The organism is Sphingomonas sp. 1F27F7B (assembly GCF_005503355.1).
Classification (GTDB): domain Bacteria; phylum Pseudomonadota; class Alphaproteobacteria; order Sphingomonadales; family Sphingomonadaceae; genus Sphingomonas.
In genome coordinates this window covers 37194-53999 of sequence record NZ_SCMK01000030.1, presented here as the reverse complement: position 1 = coordinate 53999, position 16806 = coordinate 37194, and the positions used below count along the sequence as shown (strand labels likewise).

General features: G+C 67.0%; 13 protein-coding genes. 3 read left to right on the top strand and 10 right to left on the bottom strand.

All coding sequences use genetic code 11. The features are described 5' to 3' along the window. Positions 1 to 128: 128 nt before the first annotated feature. Together acnA and FFS08_RS20795 are read left to right on the top strand one after the other, a co-directional pair. Positions 129 to 2801 (top strand): aconitate hydratase AcnA, encoded by a 2673-nt coding sequence (gene acnA / locus FFS08_RS20800; RefSeq protein WP_137864404.1) that lies wholly within the window; start codon positions 129 to 131, stop codon positions 2799 to 2801. An 887-nt stretch (positions 2802 to 3688) separates the two neighbouring features. Continuing rightward, complete coding sequence (locus FFS08_RS20795) at positions 3689 to 6709, top strand: TonB-dependent receptor plug domain-containing protein (protein WP_137864405.1); 3021 nt, start codon at positions 3689 to 3691, stop codon at positions 6707 to 6709. Positions 6710 to 6807: 98 nt separating this feature from the next. On the opposite strand, the gene FFS08_RS20790 is transcribed toward FFS08_RS20795, so the two are convergent. The 3 genes from FFS08_RS20790 to FFS08_RS20780 are packed head-to-tail and all read right to left on the bottom strand — an operon-like array spanning position 6808 to position 9581. Continuing rightward, positions 6808 to 7275 (bottom strand): FKBP-type peptidyl-prolyl cis-trans isomerase, encoded by a 468-nt coding sequence (locus tag FFS08_RS20790; protein WP_171012747.1) that lies wholly within the window; start codon positions 7273 to 7275, stop codon positions 6808 to 6810. 11 nt (positions 7276 to 7286) lie between these two features. Continuing rightward, positions 7287 to 8156 (bottom strand): S-methyl-5'-thioadenosine phosphorylase, encoded by an 870-nt coding sequence (gene mtnP, locus FFS08_RS20785; protein ID WP_137864407.1) that lies wholly within the window; start codon positions 8154 to 8156, stop codon positions 7287 to 7289. Positions 8157 to 8159: 3 nt separating this feature from the next. Continuing rightward, on the bottom strand, positions 8160 to 9581 hold the full coding sequence (locus FFS08_RS20780) for an amino acid permease (protein WP_137864408.1): 1422 nt from the start codon (positions 9579 to 9581) through the stop codon (positions 8160 to 8162). A 128-nt stretch (positions 9582 to 9709) separates the two neighbouring features. On the opposite strand from FFS08_RS20780, the gene FFS08_RS20775 reads away from it, so the two are divergent. After that, positions 9710 to 10201 carry a rhodanese-like domain-containing protein gene (locus FFS08_RS20775; RefSeq protein ID WP_171012746.1) on the top strand — a complete coding sequence of 164 codons (492 nt, stop codon included), beginning with the start codon at positions 9710 to 9712 and terminating at the stop codon, positions 10199 to 10201. Positions 10202 to 10205: 4 nt separating this feature from the next. On the opposite strand, the gene FFS08_RS20770 is transcribed toward FFS08_RS20775, so the two are convergent. The 7 genes from FFS08_RS20770 to FFS08_RS20740 all read right to left on the bottom strand — a co-directional run bounded on the left by FFS08_RS20770 (position 10206) and on the right by FFS08_RS20740 (position 16776). Further along, positions 10206 to 11021, bottom strand: a complete 816-nt coding sequence (locus tag FFS08_RS20770; protein ID WP_137864410.1) for a hypothetical protein — start codon at positions 11019 to 11021, stop codon at positions 10206 to 10208. A gap of 435 nt (positions 11022 to 11456) precedes the next feature. Continuing rightward, positions 11457 to 12245, bottom strand: a complete 789-nt coding sequence (locus FFS08_RS20765; protein WP_137864439.1) for a LytR/AlgR family response regulator transcription factor — start codon at positions 12243 to 12245, stop codon at positions 11457 to 11459. Next, on the bottom strand, positions 12245 to 13333 hold the full coding sequence (locus tag FFS08_RS20760) for a sensor histidine kinase (protein WP_171012745.1): 1089 nt from the start codon (positions 13331 to 13333) through the stop codon (positions 12245 to 12247). The genes FFS08_RS20765 and FFS08_RS20760 overlap by 1 nt, the downstream gene beginning before the upstream one ends. 99 nt (positions 13334 to 13432) lie before the next feature. After that, entirely contained in the window at positions 13433 to 14248 is an 816-nt protein-coding gene (locus FFS08_RS20755; protein ID WP_137864412.1) for a glutaminyl-peptide cyclotransferase, read from the bottom strand. A gap of 238 nt (positions 14249 to 14486) precedes the next feature. Next, the gene (gene rtcA / locus FFS08_RS20750; protein WP_137864413.1) at positions 14487 to 15512 is read right to left on the bottom strand and encodes an RNA 3'-terminal phosphate cyclase; all 1026 of its coding nucleotides are present in this window, start codon (positions 15510 to 15512) and stop codon (positions 14487 to 14489) included. Further along, positions 15509 to 16300, bottom strand: coding sequence for a nucleotidyltransferase domain-containing protein (locus FFS08_RS20745; RefSeq protein WP_171012744.1), 792 nt, complete (start codon positions 16298 to 16300; stop codon positions 15509 to 15511). Before FFS08_RS20745 ends, rtcA begins: the two co-directional genes overlap by 4 nt. A gap of 2 nt (positions 16301 to 16302) precedes the next feature. Continuing rightward, positions 16303 to 16776, bottom strand: coding sequence for a hypothetical protein (locus FFS08_RS20740; RefSeq protein WP_137864415.1), 474 nt, complete (start codon positions 16774 to 16776; stop codon positions 16303 to 16305). Positions 16777 to 16806: the final 30 nt, after the last annotated feature.

Sequence of the window (16806 nt, the reverse complement as noted above, 5' to 3'; positions counted from 1 at the left end):
CCCCTCCCGCGTGCTAGCGGCACCCGCGAATCTTCGCATTCGCAGCACTCCGGTGCGCCCGCGCGGCCCTATGATGGAGCCACGTCCCCCGAGCGCCCGGCCGGACAAAAGAAAGGACCCCGCGCCTCATGACCGCGATCGGCAACGACACCCTCGGCACCCGCGACACGCTCAGCGTCGGCACCGCCAGCTACGACTATTTCTCGCTGCCCAAGGCCGCGAAGAAGCTCGGCGACATCAGCCGCCTGCCCTTCTCGATGAAGGTGCTGCTCGAGAACATGCTGCGCTTCGAGGACGGCACCACCGTCACCCAGGCCGATGCCCAGGCAATCGTTGACTGGCAGAAGGACGCGCGCTCGAACCGCGAGATCCAGTATCGCCCGGCCCGCGTGCTGATGCAGGACTTCACCGGCGTGCCCTGCGTGGTCGATCTCGCCGCGATGCGCGACGCGATCACCAAGCTCGGCGGCGACGCGCAGAAGATCAATCCGCAGGTCCCCGTCCATCTCGTCATCGATCACTCGGTGATGGTCGACGAGTTCGGCACGCCCAAGGCGTTCGAGGATAACGTCGCGCTCGAATATGAGCGCAATGCCGAGCGCTACGAGTTCCTGAAATGGGGCTCGAAGGCGCTCGACAATTTCTCGGTCGTGCCCCCGGGCACCGGCATCTGCCACCAGGTCAATCTCGAATATATCGCCCAGTCGATCTGGTCGTCGAAGAATGCCGACGGCACGACGATCGCCTATCCGGACACGCTGGTCGGCACCGACAGCCACACCACCATGGTCAACGGGTTGGGCGTGCTCGGCTGGGGCGTGGGCGGCATCGAGGCCGAGGCGGCGATGCTCGGCCAGCCGGTGTCGATGCTGATCCCCGAAGTCGTCGGCTTCAAGCTGACCGGCAAGCTCGGCGAAGGCATCACCGCCACCGACCTGGTGCTCACCGTCACCCAGATGCTGCGTGCCAAGGGCGTGGTCGGCCGCTTCGTCGAATTCTACGGCCCGGGCCTGCACGCGATGACGCTGGCTGACCGCGCGACGATCGCCAACATGGCGCCCGAATATGGCGCGACCTGCGGCTTCTTCCCGATCGACGACAAGACGCTCGATTACATGCGCCTGACCGGCCGTCCGGACGAGACGGTCGCGCTGGTCGAGGCCTATGCCAAGGCCCAGGGCATGTGGCACGACGTCGACAGCGTCGAGCCGATCTTCACCGACACGCTGGAGCTCGACATGAGCAGCGTGCGCCCGAGCCTCGCCGGCCCGAAGCGCCCGCAGGACCGCGTCAGCCTCGACAGCGTCGATGAAGTGTTCAACGGCGACCTGACCAAGGTCTACAAGAAGGATCATGCGGCGCGCGTGCCGGTCGCGGGCAAGGACCACGACATCGGCGACGGCGACGTGGTGATCGCGGCGATCACGTCGTGCACGAACACCTCCAATCCCTCGGTGCTGATCGCGGCCGGCCTCGTCGCCCGCAAGGCGCGTGAGAAGGGGCTGACGCGCAAGCCCTGGGTCAAGACTTCGCTCGCGCCGGGCTCGCAGGTGGTGACCGACTATCTGAACAAGACGGGTCTGTCCGCCGATCTTGACGCGATCGGGTTCAACCTGGTCGGCTATGGCTGCACGACCTGCATCGGCAATTCGGGCCCGCTGGCGGAGCCGATCTCGGCGGCGATCAACGGCAACGACATCGTCGCGGCCTCGGTGCTGTCGGGCAACCGCAATTTCGAGGGTCGCGTCTCTCCGGACGTGCGCGCGAACTTCCTCGCCTCGCCGCCGCTGGTGGTTGCCTATGCGCTCAAGGGCACGGTGACCGAGGACATGTACGAAACGCCGATCGGCCAGGGCTCGGACGGCGCGGACGTGTTCCTCAAGGACATCTGGCCGACGAACGAGGAAGTCGCCGGTTTGATCACCGCGAACATCGACGACGCGATGTTCCGTTCGCGCTACGCCAACGTCTATGCCGGCGACGATCACTGGCGGAAGATCCTGGTCGAGGGCTCCGACACCTATCAGTGGCGCGCGGGCTCGACCTATATCCACAACCCGCCCTATTTCGAGGGGCTTACCATGACCCCCGCCCCGGTCACCGATATCATCGAGGCCAAGCCCCTCGCCATCCTCGGCGACTCGATCACCACCGACCACATCTCCCCGGCCGGCTCGATCAAGGCCGACAGCCCGGCAGGCACGTTCCTGCAGGAGCATCAGGTTGCAAAGAAGGATTTCAACAGCTACGGTGCACGTCGCGGCAATGACGAAGTCATGGTCCGCGGTACTTTCGCGAACATCCGTATTCGCAATGAAATGGTGCCCGGCATCGAAGGCGGCATGACTCGCTATGGTGGCCAGGTAATGCCGATTTACGATGCCGCAATGCGCCACAAGGCCGACGGTACTTCGCTTGTCATCATTGCGGGCAAGGAATACGGCACCGGCTCCTCGCGTGACTGGGCGGCCAAGGGCACCAACCTGCTCGGCGTGCGCGCGGTCATCACCGAGAGCTTTGAGCGCATCCACCGCTCGAACCTGGTCGGCATGGGCATCCTGCCGCTCCAGTTCGCCGAGGGCGTGACTCGCGAGACGCTGAAGCTCAAGGGCGACGACACCTTCACGATCCGCAACGTCGGCAGCCTCCGCCCCCGGCAGGAGGTCGAGGTCGAACTTACCCGCGAGGACGGCACCAAGGAGACCTTCCTCACCCGTTGCCGCATCGATACCGTCAACGAGCTGGAATATTTCCTCAACGGCGGCATCCTCCAGTACGTGCTGCGCAAGCTCGCCGCCTGATCCGGAGCGATCGCAAATAGGGGGTCCGGCGCCAGGCGCCGGGCCCCTTTTCATATCCCGAAGGGAAAGGCGGCGGCCCTGGAAGGAGGCCGCCGCCGATCCGAGCCCGGCCCTGCGGCAAACCGGGCCATGCCGATTTCGAGCTGCGACCGGACGCGACGATCGCCGGAGGCACCAGCAGCGCGAGGGACAATCTCGACGGCGCGCTGCTCGGCATCGGCATCCACTTCTGAACTAGGCAGGGGCGGCCGGCCAAGGGCGCCGCCCCTGCTTCACGAACGCTCCGGCCACCGCCAGGATCGGCAGTCCTCTTGGGCCGGCACCAGCCGATCAGGCGATTCGGCGGCCTCGAGCGCGGCGCCCGCGCCATTGCCGCGCGAGCCTGGGCAGACTTCCGACATTGCCGAATATGACCGCGTGACCGCCACAGCTCCACCGATGCTTTCAAATCAATGCCAATGAATCTGCCGGCGGCGTGCGACCAATTTCCATAGGTAGCATAGCCGACTCGCTGCAAGGCGACTGAAACGCCCACGCGTTCTTCAGGCGCGATGCTCTTGATGTGCCGCACCCAATAGGCAGCCACGCCGGACACGACCCATCGAATTCGACGGCCATTTTTCGCAACACTTGGGCATGCCGTTGCCGGGCGGGCGGGCTGACATCATCGGCAGCGCCAGCCCCCATCGCACGGGTGTGGTATTTCAGAAACACACAGCCCAGAAACACACAGGCAACAATCCTTTCCGGCGTCCAGATGCTTTACACGAGTAAGACACGCCATCATCGTCGCGCCGCTTCGCCAGCACCCCCAGGGAGGGGCGACGAAGGCACGAGTTTCTTCCGCCCGCCTCTTGGCGGGACCAAGGAGAGGGAGGGTAGAGTAAATGAAGAAGACTGAGATCACGCGCCTGCGCACTGGGGCGGCCTTGTCCGCCTTTGTGCTTGCGGGCTCGCTCATTGCAGCGCCTGCGTTCGCACAGGACACCCCGGCCAGCGCCCCCGCCGCCCAGCAGGATGCCCCGTCCAACGACGGCGACATCGTGGTCACCGGCACCATCTTCCGCCAATCGGATACCCACACCGCGTTGCCGGTGACGGTCATCACTTCCGAGACGCTGGAGCGCGCCGGCATCACCAACGTGACCGACGCCATCCGTTCGGCCTCCGCCGACGGCGCGGGCTCGATCGGCAATGGCTTCACCAGCGGCTTCTCGGCCGGCGGCGCCGCCGTTTCGCTGCGCAACCTGGGCGTGTCGTCCACCCTCGTGCTGGTCGACGGGCTCCGCTCGACCAACTTCCCGCTGAGCGACGACGGCCACAACTCCTATGTCGACCTCAACAGCATCCCGATGGTCAATGTCCAGCAGGTGCAGATCCTCAAGGACGGCGCATCGTCGCTGTACGGCGCGGACGCGATCGGCGGCGTGGTCAACATCATCACCCGCAAGAAGATGACCGGCATCGAGGCCGGCATCGAAGGCGGCGCCACCCAGAAGGGCGACGGCGCGAAGTATCGCGCGAAGCTCCTCGTCGGCTATGGCGACTATGATACGCAGGGCTTCAACGTCTATATCGGCGGCGACTATGAATATGGCGGCCGGATCTCGGCCGACTCGCGTGGTTTCCCCTTCAACACGCTCGACCTGCGTTCGATCGGCGGCAACGACAACAACCGCGCCGACGACACGCTGGGCACGGCGACGACGGACGCGGTCGTCACGCGCACGCGCCAGACCGATCTCAACAATCCGCTCGCGGGTTCGGTGACGAACGCCACCACGCCGGCAATCTTCACCTCGCTGACGCCGCTCGCGAATTGCGCCTATGGCACTTATTCGGAAAACACCGCGCAGCGCGTCGGCTCGGCCTGCAAGCACGACAACACTCGGGAATATGCGCAGATCACGCCGCTGCAGGAGCGCTACGACGCCGTCGGGCGCCTGAGCTTCCGCCTCGCCGAGAATGTCGAGGGCTATGTCGCGGCCAGCTATGCGCATAGCCGGGTCAACATCATCACGCCGCCGCGTGCGATTCGCCAGACCCAGGCATTCGGCGGCTCGCCGTCGACTTCGACCACCAACCCGGGCATCGTGCTGCCGGTCTATATCTGCTCGTCGGGCGTCAACTGCGCGACCGCGGCGGACCGCCAGCTCAACCCGAACAACCCCTATGCGGCGGCCTACGCCAACGATCCGGCCAATGGCGCCGCGCGCCTCTACTATCTGTTCGGCGACGTCCGTTCGGGCAGCAACCGCGTCAACGAAGTGTTCCGTGTGACCGGCGGCCTGCACGGCACCATCGCCGACACCTGGAACTGGAATGTCGAGGCGGGCTATTCGCGCGCCGACCTGAGCCTCACCCAATATGGCTGGGCCAATCTCAACGGGCTGGTCAAGGCGATCAACACCGGCTCGTACAATTTCGTCAACCCGAGCCTCAACACCCAGGCAGTCCGCGATTCGGTGCTTCCCCCGATCAACGCGCGTTCGAATTCGAGCGAGCTGACCGTGGACGCGTCGCTCAGCCGCAGCCTCTTCACGCTCCCGGGCGGCGATGTGCGGATGGCCGTCGGCGGCCAGTATCGCAAGGAGAAGCTGACCAACAACAGCGCCAACCCGAACCTGGACATCCCCGGCCTCTCGACCGCGCAAGCCTATGGCGACCGCTCGGTGTGGGCCGGCTATTTCGAAGTTGACGTGCCGCTGCTGGACTCGCTCGATATCGACCTGTCCGGCCGCTACGATCACTACTCGACCGGCATCGGTCGCTTCTCGCCCAAGGCGACGGCGAAGTTCCAGCCGATCAAGCAGATCGCGATCCGCGGCACTTATTCGGAAGGCTTCCGCGCACCGACGTTCGCGGAATCGGATCCGCGCAGCTCCTATTCCGGCTTCGTCGGCTACACGCCTACCGGCGCGTTCCTCACCGCGCACCCGTCCAACCCCACCTACATCGCTCCGTACAGCCTGGGCCGCGGCTATGTCGGCAATCCCGCGATCAAGCCGGAGACGTCGCGCAGCTTCACCCTGGGCACGATCTTCGAGCCGACGCCTTGGCTGAGCTTCACGGCCGACTATTTCAACGTGAAGAAGTCGAACCTGATCGTCACCGGCCCGCAGACGTCGGACGCGATCAACGCCTATTACTCGGTTGCGGGCCAGACCTTCGCTTCCGCCGCGGCAGCCGCCGCCGCGGGCTGCGCCAAGGTCGCGGCGGTGGGCGCCGGCTATTCGTGCAACGTGGTCGACGGGGCAGATCCCTTCGCGCCCAACGCGCTGCCGCGCCTGCTCGTGGTCAACGCGCCCTATGTGAACACGGCCTATATGGTCATCGCCGGGCTCGAGTTCACTGCCGACGCGCGCATCAAGTTCAGCGAGAACTTCCGGTGGGAGAGCCGGGTCGATGTGCAGGAGACGCTGAAGTACGATCTCCACCCGGGAGCGGGCCGTCCGGTGCAGCGTTATGCCGGCACGGTGGGTCCGGAGGATCTGTCGTCGGGCGGCGGCACGCCGCGCTGGCGCGGCAACTGGCAGAACACGTTCACGTTCAACCAGTTCTCGCTCAGCACGACGACCTATTTCGTCGGCTCCATGAAGGGTGTTGCGGCTGACCAGGCGAGCTCGGTCAATGGTGACACGTCGTGCGCCACGGCCGCCATCTACAAGCCGACCACCGGCAATGCCGACTTCTGCCACATCAAGAGCTTCGTCTACACGGACGTGAATCTGACGGTGAAGGTCAACGACCAGTTCAGCTTCTTCGGCCTGGTCGGCAACGTCACGAACGCGCGCGCGCCGCTGTTCGCGAACACCGCCTATCCGAGCCAGGTGAACACGCTGACCTCGTGGCACTCGGCCGGCCTGATCGGCCGGACGTTCCGGGCCGGCGCGAACTTCAAGTTCTAACCGCGGCCACGGCAAAAATTTGGGGCGGTACCTTCGGGTACCGCCCCTTTTTTGTGCCTCGCCCAGGCGGGCGAGCCGCCCGGGAAAATGCCTTCGGCTCAGCCGGCGGCGGGAATGCCGAGCAACTCGATCTTGAACAGCAGCGTGGCGCCGCCAGGGATCGGCCCCTTGCCCTTGAAGCCATAGCCAAGGTCGGCGGGGATCGCGACTTCGAACGTGTCGCCCACGCCCATCAGCGGCACGGCGACCTGCCAGCCCTTGATCAGCATGCCGAGCGGGAAGGTCGCCGGCTCGCCGCGGTCATAGGAGCTGTCGAACTGGGTTCCGTCGATGAAGGTGCCGGCATAATGGAGCGTCACCGTGTCGGCCACCGTCGGGTGCCGGCCCTTGCCGTCGCCCTTGATCCGGCGCCAGCGCAAGCCTTCCGCGGTGCTGTGCCAGCCGTCCGCGCCGTTGAGCTTGGCCAGCGCCAGCATCTGCTGGCTTTGCCAGGCCATGTCCTGCGAACGATCAGGCGCGGGGGCATCCTGCGCGGCGAGCAGGGCGAGAGCGGCGAGAAGCGACATTGCGATGATCCTTAGTTGGAGAGGGCGCGTCCGGCGACAGCGTCAAGCTTGCGCAGCAAATGCGGATCGCGCGCATTCGCCGCGGTGATCAGCGCATAGTCCAGACAGGTATCGATCGGCGAAGCCGGCCGCTCCTCGGGCAAGTTCCGGAGCAGGTGCATCACCAGCTTGCGCGCCTTGTCGGCATTGGTGCCGAGCTGGGCGATCACGGTGGCGACGTCGACCGCCTCCTCGCCCTCGCGCCAGCAATCATAGTCGGTGACCATGCCGACCAGCGCATAGGGCAGCTCGGCCTCACGGCAGAGCTTGGCCTCGGGCATGCCGGTCATGCCGATGATATGGCAGCCCCAGCTGCGATAGAGATGGCTCTCGGCGCGAGTCGAGAATTGCGGTCCCTCCATCGCCAGATAGGTGCCGCCGGCATGGGTGACCGCGCCTGCCGCCCTGGCCGCATCGGCTGCCAGCGCGGAAAGGCGCGGGCAGACCGGATCGGCCATCGAGACGTGCGCGACCATGCCTTCGCCGAAGAAGCTCGAGGGCCGCCCCTTGGTCCGGTCGATGAATTGGTCGGCAATGGTGAAGGTGCCGGGCGCCCGCTCCTCGGCCAGCGAGCCGACCGACGAGATGGCGAGCACGTCGGTCACGCCCAGGCGCTTCAGTACGTCGATATTGGCGCGGACGTTCAGGTCGGAAGGAGAGACGCGGTGCCCGCGGCCATGGCGCGGCAGGAACACCACGCGGACATGCCCGACATGGCCGACGAAGCAATCGTCGGAAGGCTTGCCCCAGGGGCTCTCGCTCGAAATCCACTCGCCCCCTTCGATGCCTTCGACATCGTAGAGACCCGATCCACCGATGATCCCGATCGTCCAGCCGCCCATCGCCTACCCCTTTGCTGCGTTGCGGCGTGCATAGGCGAAGTAGACGACCAAACCCAAGAGGTTCCAGATGCCGAACGCGATCTGCGTCTGATGCGGCAGGCTGAAGAAGAGATAGAGGCAGCCGAAGATCGCACCGAGCCCGACGACCCAGGCCGCCGGCGTGCGGAACGGGCGCACGGCATCCGGCCTGCGACGGCGCATCACCAGCAGGCAGAGCCCCACTGCGGCAAAGGCAGTCAGCGTACCGGCATTGGCGAGCGCGGCGATCTCGTCGATCGGGAAGAAGGCAGCGAAGAAGCTCACCACACAGGCGGTGAAGACCGTGATGCGCACCGGCGTGCCGCGCTTCGAGACCTTGGCCAGGCTCTCGGGCAACATCCGATCGCGCGCCATCACGAAGAAGATGCGGCTCTGGCCATAGAGGAAGCCGAGGATCACCGTGGGCAGCGCGATCACCGCGCTGGCCGCCAGGAACGTCGCGACGCCCGGCTGGCCGACTTCGCGCAGGATCAGCGCCAGCGGCTCGGGACTGTTGGTGAAGCGCGTATAGCTGAGCGCGCCCACCGCGGCGACGGCGACGACCATGTAGATCGCGACGCAGACCACCATCGAGCCGACGATGCCGATGGCAAGGTCGCGCCCCGGGTTCTTGGCTTCCTCGGCGGCGGTGGAGATCGCATCGAAGCCGTAGAACGCGAAGAAGATGATCGCGGCGGCGGCCATCACGCCGCGTTCCACGCCGTCGGGGCCCATATGCTTGGTGAAGCCGAACGGGCTGAACGGCTCCAGATTGGCGGCGTTGAAATAGGGCAAGGCGACGGCGACGAACACGGCGAGCGCGATCAGCTTCACCACCACGAGGATGGCATTGATCGTGGCGCTCTCGCGCGTGCCGACGCAGAGCAGCCCGGCGACGACCGCGACGATGAACAGCGCCGGCACGTTCACGCCCCATTCGACCACCTGCCAGCCCGCCATCCTCGGCCCATGCGACAAGGCGGCGGGCAGATGCACGCCGATCCCCTCAAGGAAACCATGCGTATAGCCCGACCAGCCGACCGCCACGGTGGCCACCACCAGCGTATATTCGGCGAGCAGGCTCCAGCCGACCACCCAGGCGACGATCTCGCCGAGCGACGCATAGCTATAGGTATAGGCGCTGCCCGAGGCGGGGATCATCGTCGCCATCTCGGCATAAGCGAGCGCGGCGCAGGCGCAGATCGCCCCCGCGACGACGAAGGAGAGGATCACCGCCGGCCCGGCACGATCCGCGCCGACGCCGATCAGGGTGAGGATGCCGGTCCCCACGATCGCCCCCACGCCGAGCGCGACGAGATGCGGCCAGGACAGCGTGCGCGCGAGCCGATGCTCGGGCGCGCGGTCTTCCTCCGCGACGATCTGCTTCAACCGGAACAGGCTGACCATCGATACTCCCCTATCTCTTTGGGAGAGTGGTGTAGCGCCGCGCGACGCGTGCGCAACTTTGTTTCGTTCAGCACAGGTCCAGCCGCGCCGGTGAATTGTCGCGCATCCAACCCGCGTGGAGAATGCCCGTGCTGCTGCTCACCGCCCTCGCGCTCGCCCTGGCCGCGCCGCAGGACCCGCCCGCCAATCCGCAGATCGACTATGCCGCTTTCGCCACCCTGACGCGTGACGTGCGCGCGCTGCGGGCCGGGCGCCTCCTCCCCTTCGCGCGCTTCCAGGCGATGGCGGGAGAGAAGGGCGCGCTGCTGCTCGACGCGCGCTCGAAGGATGCCTTTGCGCGCGGCCATATTGCCGGCGCGGTCAACCTGCCGCTCACCGATTTCACCGCGGAATCGCTCGCCGCGGCGATCGGGCCGAACCGGAACCGCCCGATCCTCATCTACTGCAACAACAATTTCTCGAACCACCGCGCGCCGGTGCCGCTCAAGGCCGCGCCGCTCGCCCTCAACATCCAGACCTTCATCAACCTGGTCGGCTATGGCTATGAGAATGTCTGGGAGCTCGGCGACGTGGTGAATTTCGACGATCCGAAGGTCGGCTGGATCGCTTCGCCCGCCTGACGCGTCAGGATCGGCGCGGTGCCGGCGCGAGTTGATCGACGAGCAGCCGCCACCCCGCCGCCGCGCGCTGCCAGACGCGAACATAATGGCCGATGAGCAGGCCGTCACCGCCCTCGACCCGGCCATAGCTGTAAGCAAGATCGCCCGCCGAGGACCGACCGCCGCCCAGGCGCTTGCCGGCTCCCTTCGGCCCGCGTGCAGCCAGCGCGGCGCCCGCTTCCCCGATCGCCGGCGGAGCGCCTGCGCGCAGCACGCGCCCATCGGCGGCGAGGAACCCGCCCAGCGCCGAGACATCGGCATCCAGCCGCCGCTCGACCGCAGCGAGATCCTCCACCTGCGCAGTCGCGCCGGGGCCGCCGAGGCGCGCCACGCGCAGCGGCATCGCGACATCGCCCGTGGCGAAAGGCGGGGTGCCCGAATCGATCAGCCAGCGCCAGTCGCCGGTGCCCTTGCGCTGCCAGATGGTGAAGAACTGGCCATGCGACACCCGGTCGCCATGCCGCATGACATAGGGGCCGGTGGTGAAGCCCAGGTCCCCGGACAGGGCGACGCCGGCCGCCTCGGGCTGCCATTCCAGCCGTGCCCCCGGCGTATCGGTCTGCGTGGCGAGCGCGGGCGGCGCCGGGCGCGGCGTGGGCGAGATCAGCAATCCGTCGGGCGAGACATGCGCGCGAAAGGCCGCAGTGATTCCCAGCGTCGCGGCATCGGCGGCGAAGCGCCGCTCGGCGGCCACGAGCGTGTCGAGATCGTCGCTTGCCGGTGCATTGGCCAAGGCAAGCAATGCGATGACGGCAATCCCCCGGATCTTTGGCTTCGGCACGTTCGGCTCCACGACAGTTTCGTCCCGCTTCATCCGCTGTCGGTAGCGCCGCGCGCGCCGGCCTCGACATCCTTCGCGATGGGGACCGCCGCTTCCGCGACCGAGGGCCTGCTCCTGCATCGCCGCCGGGACCAGACGCCGAGAGGCACGAAGGTTGCGCGACCGGAAATCTTCGGGGCTGCGTGGCTTCGCGCTCTTCCCGGAAATGCGCCGCATCTCGCAATATCCTTGCGCGGGCGCGGTCCTGTCTCTCCAACAGCGTCAAGGCGCGGCCGGACCATGGCCCCGGCTGCGCGAGCCGAGCAGGCGAACCCGCATTGCAAGCCGCCGGCGACGATCGGGAGCGGCCTGGATCCCCTCGGGAGCCAGGATCGCCCTCCCCGCCCTCAAGCCGGGATGACGATGGAAAATCAGATACTTGTTTGGGTTCTCAGCCTAGAGCTTGAGCACGGCCTCGACGGTGGCCTGGTAATTGGGGCCCACCTGCAGCACCGCGCCGTCGGACAGCACGACTCGCAGCGCGCCCTTGCCCGGCCGCTCGACCCCCACCACCGCGCCGATCCGCACGATGTGCGAACGGTGGATGCGGAGCATCACCGCAGGATCGAGCCGCTGCTCAATATCGTTCATGCGGGCACGCAGGATATGACTCTTGAGCGGCGTGTTGAGCAGCACATAGTCGCGCGCGGCCTCGATCCAGTCGATCATCGAGATCGGCACGAGCACGGCGCCCTGGCGCCCCGGCACCCAGATGCCCTGGTCATAGAGCGATTCCACCACCGGAGCCGACAGGGCGCGTCCATCGCCGCGCAGCGCCGCCAGCGTCGCGCCGAGTTCGGCCACCCGGCCCTCGGCGTCGCGCAGCGCCCGCCGGCGCCGGGCACGCTCGACGCCGAGCCGCAGGCGATCGAACGCGACGGGCTTCAGCAGATAGTCCGCCGCCTCCACTTCGAAGGCATCCGTGGCGAAGCGGTCGAACGCCGTGACGAAGATGATCTCGGGCCGGCGCCCTTCGGGGCGCAGCGCGCGGGCGATCTCCATCCCGCTGCGGCCGGGCATCTGGATGTCGAGGATGATCAGATCCGGCTCAAGCGCACGGATCTTCTCCACCGCCTCGACGCCGTCGCTCGCGGTGCCCGCCACTTCGACGTCCTCGATCGCGTCGAAACCCACTTTCAGCCGGTCCAGCGCCAAAGGCTCGTCGTCGACCAACAGCACCCGCATCATTCCGCAGCCTCCGCTCTATGCGCCCGGTGGAGCGGCAGCATCATCAACGCGACGAAGCCGCGCTCACGCGCCGTGGCGACCAATCCTCCCTCGATGCCGTAAAAGGCCTCGAGCCGGCGTCGCACATTGGCGAGCCCCAGCCCGGTGCCGCTCCTGGGCGCGCCGCCAAACGCCTGCCCCCCGTCATCCTCGACGCACAGGCGCAGCGTATCTTCGTCCGATGCAGTGGCGCGCACCACGATCCGGACCGGGCGGCGCGACGGCGCCACGGCATATTTCACGGCATTCTCGATCAGCGGCTGGAGGATGAAGCTGGGCACGAGCGCATCCAGCAGCTCGACGGGGCAGACGAACTCGGCGTCGAGCCGGTCGCGGAAACGCACCGCCTCGATGTCGAGATAGGCCTGGAGCGTGGCGAACTCCTCGTCGAGCGTGACTTCGCGTTCCGGATCGGCCTCCAGGCTGGCGCGCAGGAAGTCGGAAAGCTTGCCGATCATCCCTTCGGCCTCGTCGTTGCGTCGGGTGACGATGAGCGACGAGACGGCGTTCAGGGTGTTGAACAGGAAATGCGGATTGAGCTGGAAGCGCAGTGCGGCGAGCTGGGCCTGCTGCGCCGCGCTCTGCGCCGCGGCGAGCTGACGCTCGCGCTCCTGCGCGACCATGCTGCCGAACACGAGCCCCAGTCCGGCGGCATAGAGGCCATAGACCAGGACGAAGGGCATCAGGCCGAAGACGAATTGCCGCCAGAGCGGAATGACCTTGAGCCCGACGGCAGCCCGCGCGTCGTTGATGAAGATCGCGTCGAGCCAGCCATGCGCGAGCGCGAGCGCCAGCGCGAAGGCGGCGACGGCGAGGATCGACGGGCGCATCTCGCAACGCTCGACCCGCAGCAACATCACCGCGATCAGACCGGAGAAGAAAAGTCCGACGAAGAAGGTCTTGGCAAGTAGCAATATCAGGCCGGGCGACATCGGATCGCCCGCGGCAAGTCCCGGCATCGTCCAGAGTACAAGCGCCACCGACCACAAGGCCAGCGCCAAGAGCGTGGCCGCGCGTACTTCGCGCTTGTGCAGCAGACCCGTCATATCCCTCAGCCCCATCCGCGCCTCATATCACGATGCGGCGGGCCGGGCGTCCGGTTTTGTCGACGTCAAGTCCTGGTTCGTCGCAAAGCCTTGTCGTGCTTATCGGGCACAGTTCGTCAATTTCGTCGCCTCTTCGTTCCCATGCGTCGCGGCCCCCTGCTTGACCTCATAGAGCTGCGGCCACCGCTTGCCGGTGACGAAGATACGCTTGGTCGCGCCGTCATAGGCGATGCCGTTGGGCACGTCGTCGACGTCGCGGTTGCGTGGGCCGAGTGCGCTGACGTCGAGGAAGCTCTTCACCTGGCCGCTCGCCGGATCGATGCGCGCGATCAGATTGGTCTGCCAGATGTTCGCCCAGATCTCTCCGTCGATCCATTCGAGCTCGTTCAGCTTCTCGACCGGACAGCCATTGGCCGTCACCTTCAGCGTCGATACCGGCTGCATCGTCTTGGGATCGAGGAAGCGCAGCACCGGTGTCCCGTCCGACAGGATGATGTTCTTGCCGTTCTGCGTCATGCCCCAGCCCTCCCCCGTGTAGCTGAAGGTGTCGCCGAGCGTGAAATCCTTGAGATTATAGGTGAAGCCGGTCTTGTCCTGCCAGGTGACCTGATAGAGCTTGTCGCCGAACGCGATGATGCCCTCGCCGAAATAGGGCGGCGGCAGCTCGGCCTGCTGGAGCACCTTGCCGCTCGCCGGGTCGACCTTGCGGACATAGGAACTGCCCGCCTCGCCGGTGCCTTCATAGAGCGCGCCATCGTGGAAGAAGAGCCCTTCGGTGAAGGCGGTCGGATCGTGCGGATGCGTCGCGGTGACCGCCACGGCATAGACCGGGATCCCGCTCGTGCGCAGGAGGAAGAACCACACGCCGGCCGCGATGGCGGCCAGGGCGACGACTGCGAGGAGAATGCGCTTCATCGCGGAGGAGAAAGCAGCGCGGGCGCGCCGCTGTCAACGACGAACCCGCGATGGCGCCGGGGACGGACGCGGATCGTCGACCGGCGGCGGCCTCACCTCGCGCTCCGGACCTTGGCGACGCAGCCAGCAGATCCTGCCCGATCTCCGGCGCAGCTGGCTCAAGGCCTGAAATTGGGCCAGCGGCGGAAAGACGGCCTTGAAGCGGCATCCGCACGAAGCGGACATTGCGGGCGGGGGTTCAGGCCAGGCGGCGCTGCCGGACCAGGTGACTGCCGTTCGATTGCGGCTCGAACACCCAGCGCTGGCCCGTGAAGCGCTCGATGATGTCGCGCGCGGTGCGCGCGTGCTGGCTCGGCTTCACCGTTGTGAAGCTGCCACCGCCCGCCAGCGCGAAAGGCAGCAGAAGCTGGTCCGCCAGATACGGCCCCGCGAACGCATCCGAGGCCAGAAACCCGGCCATGCGATGCGCTGCCGTCTTGGCGAGCGATTCCGCCGACAAGCCCAGTTTGCCGAAGCCCGTGACGATCTCGGTGGCATGCTCGAACACTGCCTCCAGCAGCAACGCGTTGCCGGGCCCCTGCTCGTCCGGCAGTTCTCGGACGGCGAAAGCCGCTTCCGGCCAGTCCGGCAGCAGCTTGCGCGCAGTCGCGATCTCGCGCGCGGCGATGTCGTGCGACAGCGCCGCGCGCAATGCCGTGGCCGAAACGGACCGGAGCGCGCCGCGATCGAGGCAGTCGACCGGCGTCAGCGTGCCCGGCACGATATCCGCCTCGATCCGCCCTCCGCCACGCGGATAGAAGCCGTGGCGGATCAGCCGCAGCTCGATCTGCGCGCCCATGCGCCGCACCACCGGCGCGAAGACCTTCGCTATGAAATCGAACGGCGGCGCCAGCATGTTGTGCGTGCCGCCTTCGAGGACCAGCCGCGAGGGCCCGCCGGCCAGCAGCAGCGGCATCAGCAGGGTCTGGAAGACCAGCCCGGTGCTCCCCGCGGTGCCCACCGCGAAATGATATTCGCCGGGCGTGACACGGCCGGGCGTGAAGGTGAAGTCCGACGCGCCGACCGCCACGCCCTCGCAGGCGCCGCCGCCGATCGCGCACGCCGCCTCGATCGCCGTGACGTGCTGGCGCATCAGCCCCGGTTTCTCGCGCTTGCCGCGTGCATTGGCGATGCGGAAGGGCTGCCCGGTGACGAGCGACAGCGCGCAGCAATTGCGCACCACCTGCCCGCCGCCTTCGCCCTCCGATCCATCGATGATGATCATGGGTTCACCAATTCCAGAAAGAGTTCGTTCGCCCGATCGGCGAAGCGATCGCGCAGCTTGCGCGCCGGCAGCTCGCCTGCCCGGGCCAGCTCGCCGCGGATCAGCGCGTCGATCTGGGGCAGCCGCGTGCCGCTGGCACGTTCGTTGGTACGTGCCTTGGCCTCGACCAGCGTTTCGATCTGGCCGGCCAGGGCTGGCGGCAGGTCGCTGGCCGCAACCAGCGCCCGCAGGTTCATCGGCGGGCGCACGTGCGGGTTCAGCCGGATCGCGCGAATCGCCAGCGCGGGGCGCAGGGCATAGAAATACTTCTTCACCGGCACCTCCCCCTCGCCGTCGAGCCACCGTTCCGCCGCCAGCTTGCCCGATCGCGCATAGTGATAGGCGATCGCCCGCGGATTCAGCAGGTCGTCCGCCAGCGCGGCGAGCCGGGCGAGGAAGGGATCGGCGGGCCGGTAGCGGATCGGCGACAGCATCCACTCGCTCACCACCGCGTTCGACTTGAGCAACAGGCCGAGCGCCTTGCGCACGTCCCAGCCGTTCAGGTCGATCTCGTCCTCGATCGCCGTCTCGATCACGTCGCGGCCGGGCGCGAGCGACAGATACCAGTCGCGCGGGCGGACATAGAGGAAGCGCACGTCGTAATCGCTGTCGGGCGAGGGAAAGCCCCAGGCCCGCGAGCCGGACTCGATCGCAAGCAACAGGCGGACGCCGTGCTCCGCCTCGATTCGGTCGAGGCGGGTCTCGATCTCCTGCCGTATCGGCGCGGGGATGGAAGCGTTGGTCGTCACAGTCATTTCCCAGAACGATAGTCGATGCCCGGCATCCACCAGAACATCCAGGGATCCGCCCTCCGCAAATCGGAAGCCGCGATCCCGAAATCTCCTTCGCCGACCTCGACCTGCGCCAGCGCGGCCGTCAGCCTGCGCAAACGCCGGTCACCGACCGTCAATGCCAGCAAATCGCCGTCCGGCTCGAGCTGCAACTCGGTGCGGCCCGGGCGATAGTCGACGCGCAATTTCGCGCAGTGCTCGGCAACCGCATAGCGGACACCGGGCACGCAAAGGACGGCGTCGGTCAGTGCGGCGAGCCGGAGCGTGCGATGGCACGGCTCGCCACCCAGCATCCGATCGAACAGGTTGCGTAGCGACCGGGCGCCGGCGGGATCGGCCGACCATTGCCAGCCGTGCCAGCCCCGGCGCGCTTCCGCATAGCGCCAGACATGAAGCCGCCCCGCCTGTTTCCAGGCGGATACATCCGCAGTCATCTCCTGCCCTTTCGGATTTGGTGGTGCGCG